Here is a 15097-nt window from a genome sequence, read left to right on the forward strand (position 1 = left end):
GTTGGCCATCGAGCGCCCGAAAAACCCCTACGTTCCGCTGAGCGAACGCGACGTCGAGGTAATGCTGAAGAAAATAGGCGTCTCATCAATTGACGTGCTCTTCAGGGATATCCCGTACGCGCCGCACGACCCTGCGCTTCCCCTGCCCGTTGAAGAGGAGGAGCTCGAGCAAGAGCTTATGACCAGATTAGGGTCGCCTCCACCCACTAGCGTTCGTTTGAGGTACGTTCCCGCTCTCGTGGATGAGATTGCCTCCAGAGCGGAGTTCTACACCGCTTATACCTCTTATCAGAGCGAGTTAAGTCAAGGAATGCTCCAAGCGCTCTTTGAGTTTCAATCTCTCGTGAGCTCGCTCACTGGCATGGACGCGGTTGCCTCATCACTTTACGATGGTGGGGCGGCCCTCGGAGAGGCGGCTCTCCTCTCTAAGAGAGTAAATGGGCGGAAGAAAGTCCTAGTGGCTTCTTCGATGGATCCTCAGAGAAAGGCCGTCCTCAGGACTTACGCCCGCGGCGGTAACATGGAGGTGGCCGAGATCCCCTTCGACGAGAGCGGGGAGCTTGATCTTTCTTATGCTGACATAGGAGAAGGGATATCTCTCGTTTACGTGGAGTCCCCCAACTACTTCGGAGTGCTTGAGGAGGGGCTTGCTGAGCTTTCCTCGTGGGCTCACTCCAAGGGCGCGCTGCTCGGGGTGGGAGTTGATCTCCCCTCGCTCTCCGTGTTGAGGCCCCCTTCGGATTACGGCGCGGATCTCGTAGTGGCAGAGGGTGTAGGCCTGCATTCATACGCTTCGTCAGGGCTCGGGGTGTTGGGCGTCAGGGCCGAACTCATGAGGCAGCTGCCGGGAAAGCTAGTTGGGGCGACGACCGACTCGGAGGGGCGCCTCGCCTATTGCCTAACCCTTCTGACGAGGGAGCAAAGCATAAGAAGGGAGAAGGCCACCAGCAACGTGACAACGGACTCTGCCTTAAATGCCCTGAGGGCAGCGGTATATCTCTCCCTTTTGGGAGCCAAGGGGTTGGCGGAGGTTGTAAAAAAGGAGACGTCGGCCGCGCGCGAGCTCGAGTCAGCGCTTCGCTCGTTGGGATACAGGGCTCCATCGCTCTCTGGGCCGCACCTCGGGAGGTTTGCCGCCGAGCTTCCGGGTTCCTCAAAAAGGCCCGTTCAGGCGGTGGGTATACCGCTGTGGAGGGATTATCCCCTCCTGGATCAGGTGCTACTTTTCGGTGGAACATCGCTTAATGACGTTGCATCGGCCATGGGGTGGTCCCTTTGAAATACAGGCAGGCCAAGTGGGAGATGGGAAGGGAGGAGAACGAGCCCCTCGTGTTTCAACTTGGCTTCAGCTATCCGTATTCCCCTAACGAACTGGCCAAAGAGCTGGGAATCCCAGAAGAGCTGGCCAGAAAGGACCCGCCAGAGGTCCCGAGGGTTCCCGAGGTGAGGCTCGCAAGACACTACCTCCACCTGTCTCAGATGAACTTTGGGGTCGATTCGGGCCCCGTTCCGTTGGGTTCCTGCACCATGAAGTATACGCCTAAGGTGCTTGAAAGGGTGGCAAAGTGGCAGAGGATAGCCGACCTTACCTACGAGCAGCTGAAAGAGGACGCCGCGCTGCTCGGCCTTCTTCTCGAGCTTCAGCGCTACCTGGCCGAGCTAACCGGCATGGATGCCTTCACGCTGGCTCCCAAGGCTGGTTCCCAGGGCGAGCTTACCGCGTTGCTCATGATAAGGAAGTACTTTGAGGAGAGAGGGGAGACGCGGGAAGAAGGAGGAAAGCTGGTTGGCAGGAACCAGGTACTCATCCCGCTCACGGCTCATGGGTCAAACTTCGCCAGCGCGGCCATGGCTGGCTTCGAGGTAGTGAGGCTTCCAGTTAAGGACGGGCTTCTCTTTGGATGGGAAAAAGCCGTCAGTGAGAACGTGGCGGCGGTCATGCTCACGGTCCCCAACACTTACGGCCTTTACGAGCCAGCGATGCCCGACCTGGTAAGGGCAGTTCACGCGTCGGGTGGTCTTGCCTATTATGACGGCGCAAACATGAACTCGCTGCTGGGCCTCTACAGACCTGGCGACATGGGATTTGACGTGGTCCAGCTAAACCTCCATAAGACCTTCGCTTCCCCGCACGGCGGAGGAGGTCCTGGTGCCGGCCCCGTGGGCGTGAAGCGGGCGCTTTCGGACTACTTGCCAGTTCCCCGCATAGAAGAGAAAGAGGACGGCTCGGCGTTCATAAACGAAGATGCCCTACACAGTGTGGGAAGGATCTCCGAAGGAGTCGGTAACTTGGCTGCCCTGTTGAGGGCTTACTGCTACGTGAGGCTGCTGGGCCCCGAGGGATTGGCTGACGTTGCGCGCTACAGCGTTCTCAGCTCGAACTACGCGGCCTCGTTTCTGGATGATCGGTTTTACCTTCCCTCTCCGGGCATGCCTAGGAAGCATGAGTTCGCCTTTGCGGCCAAGGGTAAAAAGGCAAGCGATGTGGCCAAGTACCTGCTCAGCTACGGTTACGCTCCCTCTGTCCACTTCCCGCCCGAGCTTGAGGAATCTCTCATGATTGAGTTCACCGAGACCGAGGGAAGGAGAGAAATAGAGGAGTACATGGCCGCTCTCCTGGCGGCAGTGGGGAAAAGCGAGGAGGAGCTTTCACGCGAGCCCTCTGGGGCTTCCGTGAGCAGGGTCGACGAGGTTAGGGCCGCACGGAAACCCATAGTCACGTACTCGGCGCTGCTTTCTTCTGACCTCAAGGACAAGGTGAGAAGCTCGGAAATCGCGCGAGAGCCCACATCTCGCTGATCGCTTGAGTAGGCTCCCTTTAACTCTGTGGATTGGGAGTGGAAGTCTTCGTCCACTCTGTGAGGGCGGATTAGTTAGCTGCCTTTGGCTTGCCCCGCGAATCGCGCTTGGTTAAACTCGCTCCACGTGCTGGGCGCGCATGAGCTCCAGCACCTCCTCCTTGGACGAGGGGCCGTCCATGGGGCTGAGCTTCGTAACGGATATGGCTGCTGCGGCACTGGCGAAGGTAGCCGCTTCATCAAGCTTCGCACCACCCTCAACCATGGCCAGAAATGCACCGTTGTACCAATCTCCAGCTCCCGTCGCGTCTACCTCCTTCACGATAGGCGTCTTTATGGCCTTTTGTTCTCCCTTTACGAACAGTTTTGACCCGAGTTTTCCCATCTTGAGGATGACCACTCTCTCGTTTGAGAGCGACGCGCAGGCGCTTTCGGCGTCACCGAAGAGCTCCACTGCGTCCTCGATGCTCAGCATTAGATATGAGGAAGCTTTGCAGAGCGAAAGCAGCTCCATCCTCAGAGCGTCGGACATGAGCTCCTTCCTCACATTTGGATCAAAGAAAAGGGGTACGTCCTGCTCCTTTGCTAGCCTAACCGCCTTCCTCACTGCCCTTGCCATTCCCCAGCCCATGCCCAGCGACGACCCCGACACGTGGAGCGCCGATATCCCCCTCAGGTCCACGTCATCTTCTTTCAGAAGCGCCGCCGCCGAGTCCTTTCCGTGAAAGAGGAAGTTGCGCTTTACCCCGTCGTAGGAGAGGAACGAGGTGGCGGTGGTCCTCTTGTCCGTCGTCCTTATGAGTGATGTGTCAACTCCGTCCGACCTCATCCTATCCACGAACGCTTTTCCAAACTCGTCTCTTCCAACCACGCATGCAAACTTGGACTTTCCTCCAACCCTGCTCACGGCTGAGGCCGTTATGGCCGGCGCCCCGCTGGGAAAGGGACCGTAAAAGGTCCCAGGTTCTCCCAGGTTGCCCCCCTCACTCCTTATGAACTCGACGAGCGCCTCTCCCAGCGAGAAAACTGTCATAATGAGAGGTGATCGGTAAAAATAAGCGTTTTGCCACGCCCCTTGGTACCAAATAATCTATAGTTTGGTAGAAACGTTTAAATAATTGGAATTTTACTCTACAAATTGCCGCCAAGGGATATAATTGAAAAAGAAGCCTCAACAAAAGATAGAGAATTAAAACGCGCCCTAGGGACGTGGGACATATCTTTTCTTGTGATCGGCGCCATGATAGGTAGCGGTTGGCTTTTCGGTGCCCTCGGTGGTGCCTATACGGCCGGCCCTGCCGCAATAATCTCGTGGATCATAGCAGCAGTCCTCATGCTTTTTGTTGCTCTGGTCTATGCCGAGCTTGCTGGAATGCTGCCCAAGTCGGGGGGTATCGTGCGTTATCCCCAGTACACTTACGGTGGCCTAGCATCCTACATATTCTCGTGGTCTTACTTGCTGAGTTCCGTAAGCGTCGCGCCTTCCGAGTCGCTCGCCGCCATAAATTACATGTCATCGTACGTGAATGGGCTGCTCACCAGTAGCGGCGTACTTTCGATAAAGGGTTTTGCCGTGGCGCTGGTCCTCATGCTCTTCTTTTTTGCACTTAACTGGTACGGAGTTAGGGTGATGAGCAGCGTGAACACCGCCGTAGGGGTTTGGAAGGTGATCGTCCCCACTGCCACGTTCGTCCTCCTGTTCGCGCTTGACTTTCACGCGTCGTACGTGATGTCGCTTAGAGGTGGGTTTGCGCCCTATGGATGGGCCGCAATTTTCATGGCCATACCCACGCAGGGAATAGCTTACTCATATTTAGGGTTCAGGCAAGGGGTAGACTTTGCGGGGGAAGCAAAGAGGCCCAACGACGTGATAAAGGGAACCGTGCTGGGCTTTATACTCGTGGCGCTGATATACGTGTTGCTGCAGGTCTCCTTCATAGGAGCTGTTAACTGGAGCGCCGTCTCGGTAACTCCCGGTGATTGGCAGGGCTTGTACTCAGAGCTGCACACGGGTCCCTTCTACCTGATAATGAAGCAAAGCGGCGTCTACGTACTGGCTGGCTTCGCGGTCCTCCTGCTCATAGACGCCATCGTCTCACCGGCAGGAACCGCCTGGATATACGTGGGGACCTGCGCTAGGGCCATGTACGGCATGGCGGCCACTGGAAACCTGCCCCCATCTTTCTTGACGCTTAACTCCCACAGGGTTCCGCTCTGGGGAACGGTTCTCACGCTTTTGATTGGGCTCCTCTTTTTCCTGCCCTTCCCCACGTGGTACGCGATATCCTCGTTCATAGTGCTCACGACGGTGCTAACATACGTCGTCGGTGGGCCCGCGTTGGTCACTCTGAGGCGTACAGCTGCTGACGCCAAAAGGCCCATTAAGCTGCCTTGGGCGGAGGTCATCGGCGCCGTTGCCATGATCGCGTCTTTTCTCATAGTCTACTGGGCTACGTACTACGTCCTTTGGTTCGCCTTTGCCCTGATAATGGGTGGCCTGCCGTTGTTCCTCGGCTACTCAGCGGTTAGAGCCTATGGGTCCAGCCTCAGAAGAGGGATATCGTCTGCCGTTCTTTACCTAGCAGTGCTTTTGACATCGACCTATTTCCTGATATACTTACCCATAGTTGCGCCAACGGGCTGGCCATCGCCTACCCCCGTTGCCATCGCGCTGACCGGAACCAGGCTGATCGACTTTGTCGTCTACGTGATTGTTATAGCGTTCGCGACGCTCCTTGCCCTGTTCTACGTTAGGCCGACCATGGACGAGAGGGGAAAGCAGCACGTCCTCTCGGGGCTTTGGGTGATAGGCGTGCTGCTCTCGGCTTACGCGCTTTCGTTCCTCGGAGATTTCGGCGTTTTCTCGATCCCAGTGATACCTTTCCCCTACGACACGGTCCTTGCGGCCGTTACGGCCTTGATTTGGTACTGGGTTGCCTTGGAAAGCGGTATAGTGACCGAGGAGCTACAGGTCGCACTGAAAGAGCTGGGCATACCTTAAATTTAATCTTTTTCTAGCATTAAATCGTAGGGTTTAAATTGTAGAGCGAGGTAATTACATGGTAAATTTTCAGGAATTCATGGGAAAAATCATTAACTCTCTATCTAAAATGAACGTTTTTGACGAGGGCCAGCTGGCATTTGATCTGGGAATTGGGAGGGAGGAAGCCCGCGTCATGTTCAGGCAGTACGTTCTGGAAAATGGGCTTCTCCCGCGTCCATCCATCAACATGGCCGCGCTGGGCCTCAAGGAGATAAGGGTTTTCATGGAGTTCTCTTGCGATCTGCTGGACGCCATTCCCATGATCCTCTCCTCGTTGAGAGAAAGGGGTTTTCTGGTTTCCTATTACAGGGCGTTGCACGCATGCCATTACGTGACTAGGCATGCCGTTCCACGGCAGCAGCTTAAGCCATACTTGGACTTCTTCGAGGATATGAAGGCGTTGGGCTGGTTGAATAACTATGAGGTGAAGGAGATGGACGCCACTTATCGGTTCAGCCCAAGTCCCTACGTCCTGGATTACAGCAGAGGGGAGTGGGCTGTGAACCCGGGTTTTTCAATTGAAGATAGAAGGGTTACCTCCTTTAGGACTGAGCCGTTCCTTGACCTTGATAGCGTTGACCTGAAGCTCCTGATCGGCATGAAGCGCCACCCCTTGCAAAGGAAGGAGGATTTGGCCTCATCTCTGGGCCTAACCGTAGAGAAGCTTGAGGAGCACTTGATGGGGCACGTCGTCGGAGGAGGCCTCATAAAGGGATGGTACATAGATTTTGGCCCGGGCTTCGCAGATAGAGAGATGTTGGCGCTTGGTGCGTACTTTGAGATGAGGGAAGATGATGGTCTTCTGGACGAAGTCCTAAGGCAACCTTATCTGATCTTTTTGGGCATCGGCGAAACATGGGTGGAAACGCTGAACGTGGTTCCCAGCTATAGGATAACGAGGGTGCTCGATGGAGTGGAAACGATCGTCAGAAAGGGAAAAGCCCATGGCATGCTGGTCTACCTTTCTCCGTTCTTTGACCTCAGCACGCTGGCCACCGAGGGAGGGTCTACTTTCTTTCAAAATAACTTTCAGGATGGGGGATGGGTGTTCTATCCCGATATACTTAAGGATAGCGTGCGCGCAGACGTGCGGCTGGGACGCGGTAGCGGGGGGGGGGGGGAGGAAATGAGGGGAGGACTTGCGGTAGCGATTGGCCAGCTTCGTCAATAGGCAGACTAATGGGCATCATATGAGAGCCCGTAGGAGATGCGTTGGGTAAGCCCATATCAAGGTGTCTTGGAACTCTGAATCTAGAGCGCGGGGAGGGAACTCTCATTATGATTGGGTATGCCCGCATGAACTACCGTCCCTGCAGGCAGGGCTTCCGGTATCGCGGCGCGTTCACCCTGGCGTTGCGCGCTTCAGCGCGCCCCTCTTTGAGGCACTGGGGCCCGTTTAGGCCACGATGGAGCGGTGCTGAGGCGTCCTCGGCTTTCGAGATACGCTCACAAAGCACCCTTACGCCGACTCATATCTATTTCCGTTCCATTTCCATCTTCTCGCTTCCACCGACAATATCTCTAGCGATGAAGACGAAGCTTGGGTTGATCGTGGAGGATTCAGATTTTCGCTGCTAGAGCAGCGAGTTAGAGAAGGGGCGCTGTGGGACTGATCATCAATAGGTTAACTGCCAAGAGGGCATCGCTACTCTCATGCTATCGCGTGAGGGCTTTGTCGATTCAAGACGATGTGCGCGTTAAGGTTAAAAGCCGATTTTGGCGCACAAATTTTCCCAATTTCTTATAAGCTCCCGCGCGTGAGACGTGAATTGAACGTCTCGCCACCCTATTACCTTGGCGTAGACATAGGCACGACGGGGGCAAAGGTCATACTCGTGGACGTGGGCGGTTACGTGGTTGCCGAACATGTTGAGGAATACCCGCTTTACACTCCCAAGTTAGGCTGGACCGAGCAAGAGCCGGAGGACTGGTGGGCTGCCGTCAAGCGGGCCCTTTCGAGCTTCTGGGCTCAAGGAATAAAGCCCGATGACATAGAGGGAATTGGGCTAACTGGGCAGATGCATGGGTTAGTGAGCGTGGACTTGTCCTTCAAGCCCATAAGGCGGGCGATCCTCTGGAACGATCAGAGGACAGGGAGCCAAGCGTCGGAGATGGCTAAGAAGCTTGGCCTCGATAGGATAATAAGGATAACTGGGAGCTATCCCCACACCGGCTTCACGGCTCCAAAGCTACTTTGGCTCAAGGAGAACGAGCCGTCTAACTACGCCCGCGTGAGTAAGTTCATGCTGCCTAAGGACTACATAGGCCTGAAGCTCACGGGAAAGGCGGTCACGGACGTGAACGACGCCTCTGGAACCTCCCTTTTTGACGTAAGCAAGAGGAGTTGGTCACATGAGCTTATAGGCGAACTCGACATCTCTGAGGACGTGCTTCCCGACGTCATGGAGTCTCCATCGGTGAGAGGAGAGGTGACCGCGAAGGTGTCTGAGGAGACGGGCCTCAGGGCTGGCACGCCGGTGGTCGCTGGAGCAGGAGACCAGGGTGCCGCTGGCGTCGGCTCTGGCGCCGTGCGTGAGGGCATTGGCTCAATCAACGTGGGCACCTCCGGCGTGGTCTTCTCGAGCTCCGATTCCTACAGGTACGATCGCAAGGGAAGGCTTCACTCCTTCTGCCACGCCGTCCCCGGTAAGTGGCACGTAATGGGAGTCATGCTTGCCGCTGGAGGTAGCCTTCGCTGGTTCAGGGACACCTTGGGAGAGCCCGAAAGGACCACCGCCTTGTTGGCGGGACTCGACGTCTACGATATAATAACTCAGGAGGCGTCCCTCGTTCAGCCGGGATCGGAGGGCGTGATCTTCCTTCCTTACCTTTCGGGCGAGAGGACCCCTCACGGCGATCCGGATGCAAGAGGAGTGTTCTTTGGCCTGTCGTTAAAACACACGAAGCGCCATATGGCCAGGGCCGTCCTCGAAGGTGTCGCGTACGGCCTCAGGGACTCCTTTGAGCTAATGACAGCCATGGGCGTTACCCCCAGCGAGTTCAGGATAATGGGAGGAGGGTCAAAGAGCCCCCTGTGGAGAAAGATAATAGCCGACGTCTTCGGCCGTCCCATATACACCATGGAAGTTGACGAGGGCTCTTCCTACGGCGCCGCGATACTGGGCGCGGTGGGAGCCGGCGCCTTTTCAAGGGTTGAGGACGCGGTAAAAGCGATGGTCAAGACCAAGGACTTCGCTGAGGCCGACGCCGAAAACCACAGAATATACGATGCGTGGTACCAGCTGTATCGCTCTCTTTACCCTTCTCTAAAGGACGAGTACAAGAAGGCATCGCAGATCATCACTACCGGGTAATTGCTACCAAGTAGAGGATTTTTCGCCTGAAATCTTTATAAATGGCTCTCGCCTTCTTGCAAATTGAAGAACGCATCCAGGTTTATAGCTTACGTCTCTCTCTTCGCTGCCTTAGACGTGGTAATGGGCGCATTGCCGGCCCTTCCCATGGTCAGCTTTGCGGCGTTCATAAAGCCCTTTGAGGGAATAGCCCTTGGCTCGGTGGGAGGTCCTCTTGCGGCGCTCATAGGAGGAGTCATAGGCATGCTCCTCTTTCCCGCGGCGGCCGGGCTTGGCCTCTACACCTTCAGCACGGGGGTTGTTGGAGCTGCGGTAGCTGGCCTCATAGTTGACATGAGGCCCAAGCTCGCCTTGCTCGTGATGGTCATACCGCTGGTTGCCTTCTTGGCCAATCCCCTGGGAAGGGAGGTGGCGCTTCCCGCGCTCTACGATCAGGTCATCGCCCTGTTCCTCCTTTATCCCTCTTATATCGCTTGGAAGAAGGCAAAAACAAACGAGAAGTACCTTCCGCTAGCCATGTTTCTGGTTGCCTTCGTTGGAACCGAGGCCGATAACTTGACCGGGAACGCCATATTTCTTGACCTTCACCTTTACTCGACGTTGTGGGGCATCCCCGCTTCTTCCCTTTACTCTCTCTTCTTGGCGGGAGCCTTCTTCTACCCATTTGGGAGGGTGCTCGTAGCACTGGCCAACGCCGTCATAGGCACCCCCGCGCTGCTCGGACTGAAGAGATCAAAGCTCCTTAACTACCCTCTTACATGAGCGATTTTTCTCGAGGTAGTCTTTAGGAAGCGCTTCACTTAAAGCCTCCGTATGTCAATGGTTGATAACGATGGACGAGGAAAGAGCGACAGTGGCCGCGCTACCTGCTGATGTGGACTCAGCGCTTCAACTGGTCAGGAAAAGGCTCTTGAAGCTGACCTCAAAGGGGCGGCCCACGCTCTTTCCGGCTGCGGCCCACCTCATAAAGGGCGGAGGCAAGCTCGTCAGGCCGTCCCTCGTGCTGCTTTCCTGCAAGGCGCTAGGTGGGGACCCTCAAAAGGCCTCCTCTGCCGCTGCCGCCGTGGAGATGATACACGTCGCCTCCTTGATACAGGATGACCTGATGGATGGAGATAGCACGAGAAGAGGGCTTCCAGCAGTACACGCGGTATACGGGGAAAACGAGGCCATACTGGCCTCAGACCTGCTCATACAGCTCGCGGTTTCAGAGGCAAACAGGCTCGGGAGGAGAGTCGTAGCTGAGCTGGCGAGGGCAGCGAAGCTGCTGGCCCAGGGCCAAGAGCTAGACCTCAAGGCGAAGAAGCAGCACCTTTCACCAACCTCTTACATGAAGATAGCTAGGCTCAAAACCGGAGTTCTAATGGGATGTTGCATGGCCGAGGGCGCCATAGTGGCGGGGGCACGCCCCTCGCTCGTGAAGACCATGAGGGAAGCAGGGACGCTTTTCGGCATGGCGTTCCAAATCCACGATGACTCGCTCGATTGGCAGGCGGGCGAAAGGTCTCCTTCAAACGCCATTGCGGTTTTTGGCGCAGAGCTCGCGAGGAAGACCGAGCAGGGCCTCTTGGAAAGCGCCATATCGAAGCTTTCAGCCGTGAAGGAAAACATGAGTCCCGAAGTCGATTTCGCCGTACTATTCAAGGCCTCCCTCGTCGGAAAGGCCGCCTGATGCTTTTAGCAGTTTCATGAAGCGCTGCGAGTCTTCAAGCATGTTCGTGTTGTTGAATATCAGGAGGACGTCGCCGCTTACCGCCTTCACCACATCCTTGAGCTTTTTCAGTTCCTCGTCTGAAAAGCGGTAAGCGTAGGGCCTCTTCCCAAGGCCGTGCAGCCTGAAGTAGTGAAATCCCTCAGACCATACCTCCTTGCCAACGAAGGGATCGACCACGTGCGATGCCACGCCCTTGAGGGCTTCCCTGAGCTCGTTCTCATGCCCAGCCCAGCCCTTTCCCCTGGGCTCGTACCCAATCCTCAAGCCCAATTGCCTGGCCCTGACCAGGGTATCTCTCACGGCCGGCAGGGCCTCTGGTCCAAGAGATGGTGGGGTCTGAAAAAGAAGGTATTGTGCACCGAGCACCTTGGCGGCTGCAAGCGTTCCTTCAAGCGCTTTCTTTCCAACCTCGCTGGCTGAGTTCATGCGGGCATCGTGCGATATTCTTCTGTTTGCCTTTACCGAGAATACGAAACCCATTGGAGCCCTTTCCCTCCACCTAATGAGGGTTTGTTCTCTTGGAAGGGCGTAGAAGGTGCGGTTTATCTCGACCGCATCGTAAATCTGGAAGTACTTGTCCATGGATGTCGGGAAGTTCGCGCAGCCGATCAGGATCATGGCCTTTCCCCGTAACTGCCCTTAGTGGGCGTTTTTAAGCCCGCGCGCCAATCGAGTGGAAAAATCGAGGCCTTAGCATTTGAAGGGGTTTAGTAAAACGAAGAGGCCCCTACGCCAAATAGGGGACGGGTAAGTGCACGTCCGCAAATTTTTAGCTCTGACGGGGGTTTAGGGGACGGAATTCCCTTTGAAGGGGATGGGTAGCCCTTCACAGAAATATCCATAACTGGCGCCATAACCGATACCAGCAGGGCCGGTGCGGCCCGAACTCACGCCTTCAGATCGTCGCTTCGGACCTGCGCGGAGTAGGTCCGCACAGGGAGATGAGGTCGTTGAAGCAAGAAGCCCCGTCCATTGGGGTAGGGTAGTTCACGTACATGCGGAGTGCGCACATAACGTGCCAAAAAGTTACCCTTCCTACTCCGAAACCACAGTTTACTTCACGAATTACCACTTCGTCTGGTGGTCCAAATGGGGAAGTCGTGCTGGATATTGATGTCACTCGCTGGTGAGCGCGCTTGCGCCGGGCCTGGAACGGCCCTTACGGAGATCGAACCCTTACTCATCAAAATCAAGCTCGGTCAAGTGAACGAGAAGCCCACGTCATTTAGATGCGAGTAATTCACGAAAAGCTCGGGAGGTCTTTGAGACGTTCAGGAAGGGAGAATGAAGGGCGATAGAGGTCGGCCTTGCGTCCTAGCCCTACTTGGTATGCTTTTCATGTAAAACGTTTTGCCCGCGTAGCTCAACCTTATCACCTTTTTCTCGTCAATCAACTTATCGATCAGCTGATATGAGGTACCATCGCTCTGGAGCAGCTGGAGCACCTCATCTTCCCTCATTGGGTGGACCCCAAGGGTAGAGAGCAGATCGTCTTCGGCCGATCCCGTGGCCCCAAACGATCCTTCCTCCTCCTCTATGAGCAGTTCCACGTCTGGAAGGCGCTGCTTGAGCGCTTGGAAGACCGCGTTTACCTGTTCTTCGCGGGCTGGCCTAACCCAGCTCTCGGCTGGCGGCCTGGTGGGCACGGCCACGTAGGCCTTTTTGGGAGCCAGCTGAGCTATGAGACGAGCAAGGCCCTGTGCCTCCGCTAGGTAATCCTGCCCGTCCACGAGCATCGTTTCCGTGAGCAGTTCCCCTCTGTACTCCTTCGCGAACTCCTTCATTCCCTCGATGACTTGGGCGAAGTCGAGGTGCCTGTCGGGCCTGTTCACCACCCTCCACAGCCTTTCTGAGGCGGCGTCGACCTTCAGCGAGACCACGTCTGCCCCTTTTAGTTGCTCCCTGACCTCTTTCATGAAGAGCAACGAGGAGTTCGTTAGCACAGCAATGGGTATGCCAAGGCTCTTGAGCATGGCTATTTCCTTTCCCAAGTTCACATCTAGGGTTGGTTCTCCGTCAGGCACAAAGGTAATGTGGTCCACTCCCTCTCCGTTGGCTCTAAGCTGCTCCACCCTCCTTTTTACGGCCTCGTACACCTTTTCCGGATTGTGGAACGTTGCCCTATCGTAACGCGTTGGGTACGTTCCGAGCTGACAATAGACGCAACCGTAGGTACAGCTCTTGGCGGGAACGTTGTTAACTCCCAGACTCCTCCCAAGCCTTCTGGAAGGCACGGGCCCAAAGGCTACTTGTTCCACGCAATTGGGCTTCGGACCGCTTATAACGATATCGAGGCTTTTCTCCTTTCTATGATGCGTCAAAAAAGGCTCGGCAAGTCCTTGCCATGCCAAGTAAATTATCGGCTCAGGGCTGAACCTTGACCTTTACCGGTTGTTGTTGAGTTGGCCTCACCGCTTTTTTCCTGTGACTTGGGAATGCGAAGACCAGCGCCGCGCCAATAAGCGCGGAGAGCGAGTAGGCAAAGGGAGAGGAATAAAAGTAAGAAATCACCCCGTGAAGCCGTTCGTACGAGCCAGACCACGCGCTTTCCCATAAGCCCGGCGAGTAAACGTAAATCGCCAGCGAGAGTATGAAGACAGCTAACAACGCGGACGCCAGCAGGGCAGGCCTTTTCCTTATCAGCGCGCCGACGACCAGTCCGGCAGCAAAGAACTCGAGCACGCCTTCCCAGATCATGGGCTTAAGCTGCCGGAGGGCATAAACCCTTAACTCTAAAAGTGAGCACTTGTATTTTCATAATTGTGAATTAATAGCGGAAAAGGGAAAAGCCTATACGCTCCAATATCGTCTTTGCTGAAATTGAAATCCGTTGATGTACTGGTGATAGGCGGTGGAGGAGGAGGCTATCCTGGTGCTTTTCGCCTTTCAAAGGCTGGGTACAGCGTCTTGATGGCTGATCCGAAGGGCGTGCTTGGAGGCAATTGTCTTTACTCAGGTTGCGTTCCCTCAAAGACCGTGAGGGAGATGTGCCAGCTTGCGGCAAGGGCAAGGAAGTTCCTGAAGGTGGAGCCAAGCCGCTCCTTCTTCACCGAGGTTCAGAAGCACAAGGACCAGGTGCAGGAGATACGCTTTGAGCAACACAGGGAGGAGATAAAGGAGAACGGGGCCGAGTACGTCAAGGGGGAGGTCGAGGTTAAGGGACCCAGGGAATACCTATTGAAGACCGAGGAAGGACAGCAAGAGGTAACCGCGAGGTACACCATCGTGGCCACGGGGACCGAGGTCGAAAGACCTCCTATACCTGGGGCAGAGCTTGCCATAACCAGCGATGATGTCTTCTCTTACCATCCGACCCTGACCGAGCTTCCCGACGAGATGGCCATAGTCGGAGGAGGCTACATAGCCTTTGAGGTGGCCTCGATGCTGAACGCCCTTGGAACTAAGGTCCATGTTCTGGTGAGGTCTGATAGGGCTCTCAGGGAGGTGGATAAGAGGCTTGTCGACATGTTCCTGTCATCCCTAGACAAGGACATAGACGTGAAGTTCAACGCCCCCACCCTTGCCATAGAGAGGAGGGGCAACAAGACTGCAGCCATCTATTCCAGCGAGGGTCAGAAGAGGGAGATAGTCGCCGATCACGTTCTCGTTGCAACGGGCAGGAAACCGGTCACGCCCAAGGGGCTTGAAAAGCTGATGCAGTTGAACCACGGTTACGTTCCAACGGACGATGGTATGGGCACTCCGGTTCCCGGCGTCTTCGCCACTGGAGACGTCACGGGAAAGACCACGTACTTCCACGCAGCGGTAAGGGAATCCTTGGTCGCCGCGCATAACATAATGGCGGGAGGCACGAGGACTGACTACATGGACGTGAGGGACGTCCCCGTGGCCATATTCACCTTCCCGCCCATAGCGTACGTCGGCATAACTCCCGAGATGGCATCCAAGATCGGCATCAAGCTCCTTGAGGTATCGTACCCGCTTAAGAGAGACGTCATGGCGCAGGTCTACGACGAGAGGGAAGGCGAGGTCAGGATATTCGTGGAAAGGGAAACCATGAGGGTAGTTGGGGGCTGGGCGCTTGGCGAGGACGCTCCAGAGGTGATAAACGAGATAGGGGTCGCGGCCCAATCGGGGCTGAACCTGAGGGCATTGGCGGAATACGCGGGGCAGCACCCGGTTCCCTTTGAGGACATATCGTACGCGGCCAGGGCAGCCCTGTAAAAGCGTATATGTTTGCCCTCGGTATTTACTCAAATTGAAAGCC

At 55.8% G+C, this 15097-nt stretch carries 12 protein-coding genes; 8 read left to right on the top strand and 4 right to left on the bottom strand.

Going from position 1 to position 15097, the window contains the following annotated elements:
* The first annotated feature begins 1 nt into the window (after position 1).
* Together gcvPA and gcvPB are read left to right on the top strand one after the other, a co-directional pair.
* Positions 2-1279, top strand: coding sequence for an aminomethyl-transferring glycine dehydrogenase subunit GcvPA (gene gcvPA / locus PRZ02_RS02005; RefSeq protein ID WP_449464175.1), 1278 nt, complete (start codon positions 2-4; stop codon positions 1277-1279).
* Positions 1276-2799 (top strand): aminomethyl-transferring glycine dehydrogenase subunit GcvPB, encoded by a 1524-nt coding sequence (gene gcvPB, locus PRZ02_RS02010; RefSeq protein WP_449464176.1) that lies wholly within the window; start codon positions 1276-1278, stop codon positions 2797-2799. Before gcvPA ends, gcvPB begins: the two co-directional genes overlap by 4 nt.
* Positions 2800-2910: 111 nt before the next feature.
* On the opposite strand, the gene PRZ02_RS02015 is transcribed toward gcvPB, so the two are convergent.
* On the bottom strand, positions 2911-3831 hold the full coding sequence (locus tag PRZ02_RS02015) for a sugar kinase (RefSeq protein WP_449464177.1): 921 nt from the start codon (positions 3829-3831) through the stop codon (positions 2911-2913).
* Positions 3832-3936: 105 nt separating this feature from the next.
* Here PRZ02_RS02015 and PRZ02_RS02020 point away from each other — a divergent pair, with 105 nt between their 5' ends.
* The 5 genes from PRZ02_RS02020 (at position 3937) to PRZ02_RS02040 (ending at position 10827) form a co-directional block, all read left to right on the top strand.
* A complete protein-coding gene (locus PRZ02_RS02020; protein WP_449464178.1) occupies positions 3937-5799 on the top strand; it encodes an APC family permease in 1863 nt (620 codons plus the stop codon).
* Between the two features lie 58 nt (positions 5800-5857).
* On the top strand, positions 5858-7012 hold the full coding sequence (locus tag PRZ02_RS02025) for a hypothetical protein (RefSeq protein WP_449464179.1): 1155 nt from the start codon (positions 5858-5860) through the stop codon (positions 7010-7012).
* A 598-nt stretch (positions 7013-7610) separates the two neighbouring features.
* Positions 7611-9155 (top strand): xylulokinase, encoded by a 1545-nt coding sequence (gene xylB, locus PRZ02_RS02030; RefSeq protein ID WP_449464180.1) that lies wholly within the window; start codon positions 7611-7613, stop codon positions 9153-9155.
* A 63-nt stretch (positions 9156-9218) separates the two neighbouring features.
* The gene (locus PRZ02_RS02035; RefSeq protein WP_449464181.1) at positions 9219-9917 is read left to right on the top strand and encodes a hypothetical protein; all 699 of its coding nucleotides are present in this window, start codon (positions 9219-9221) and stop codon (positions 9915-9917) included.
* A gap of 70 nt (positions 9918-9987) precedes the next feature.
* The gene (locus tag PRZ02_RS02040; RefSeq protein WP_449464182.1) at positions 9988-10827 is read left to right on the top strand and encodes a polyprenyl synthetase family protein; all 840 of its coding nucleotides are present in this window, start codon (positions 9988-9990) and stop codon (positions 10825-10827) included.
* Here the strand turns inward: PRZ02_RS02040 and PRZ02_RS02045 are convergent.
* From PRZ02_RS02045 to PRZ02_RS02055, 3 genes are all read right to left on the bottom strand, one after another.
* The gene (locus tag PRZ02_RS02045; RefSeq protein ID WP_449464183.1) at positions 10792-11487 is read right to left on the bottom strand and encodes a DUF72 domain-containing protein; all 696 of its coding nucleotides are present in this window, start codon (positions 11485-11487) and stop codon (positions 10792-10794) included. The two genes, PRZ02_RS02040 and PRZ02_RS02045, sit on opposite strands and share 36 nt — an antisense overlap.
* 653 nt (positions 11488-12140) lie before the next feature.
* Positions 12141-13127: a radical SAM protein gene (locus tag PRZ02_RS02050; RefSeq protein WP_449464184.1), complete on the bottom strand. Its 987-nt coding sequence runs from the start codon at positions 13125-13127 to the stop codon at positions 12141-12143.
* A gap of 106 nt (positions 13128-13233) precedes the next feature.
* Positions 13234-13566 carry a hypothetical protein gene (locus PRZ02_RS02055; RefSeq protein ID WP_449464185.1) on the bottom strand — a complete coding sequence of 111 codons (333 nt, stop codon included), beginning with the start codon at positions 13564-13566 and terminating at the stop codon, positions 13234-13236.
* Positions 13567-13689: 123 nt separating this feature from the next.
* Here PRZ02_RS02055 and PRZ02_RS02060 point away from each other — a divergent pair, with 123 nt between their 5' ends.
* Positions 13690-15054 (top strand): dihydrolipoyl dehydrogenase, encoded by a 1365-nt coding sequence (locus PRZ02_RS02060; RefSeq protein WP_449464186.1) that lies wholly within the window; start codon positions 13690-13692, stop codon positions 15052-15054.
* Positions 15055-15097: the final 43 nt, after the last annotated feature.

The organism is Tardisphaera saccharovorans (assembly GCF_046635845.1).
Taxonomy (GTDB): domain Archaea; phylum Thermoproteota; class Thermoprotei_A; order Marsarchaeales; family UBA168; genus UBA168.

Excerpts from the sequence above, each read along its gene's own strand:
- PRZ02_RS02015 (WP_449464177.1), bottom strand. The coding sequence starts at position 3,831 with ATGACAGTTTTCTCGCTGGGAGAGGCGCTCGTCGAGTTCATAAGGAGT.
- PRZ02_RS02055 (WP_449464185.1), bottom strand. The coding sequence starts at position 13,566 with ATGATCTGGGAAGGCGTGCTCGAGTTCTTTGCTGCCGGACTGGTCGTC.
- PRZ02_RS02040 (WP_449464182.1), top strand. The coding sequence starts at position 9,988 with ATGGACGAGGAAAGAGCGACAGTGGCCGCGCTACCTGCTGATGTGGAC.
- PRZ02_RS02025 (WP_449464179.1), top strand. The coding sequence starts at position 5,858 with ATGGTAAATTTTCAGGAATTCATGGGAAAAATCATTAACTCTCTATCT.
- PRZ02_RS02045 (WP_449464183.1), bottom strand. The coding sequence starts at position 11,487 with ATGATCCTGATCGGCTGCGCGAACTTCCCGACATCCATGGACAAGTAC.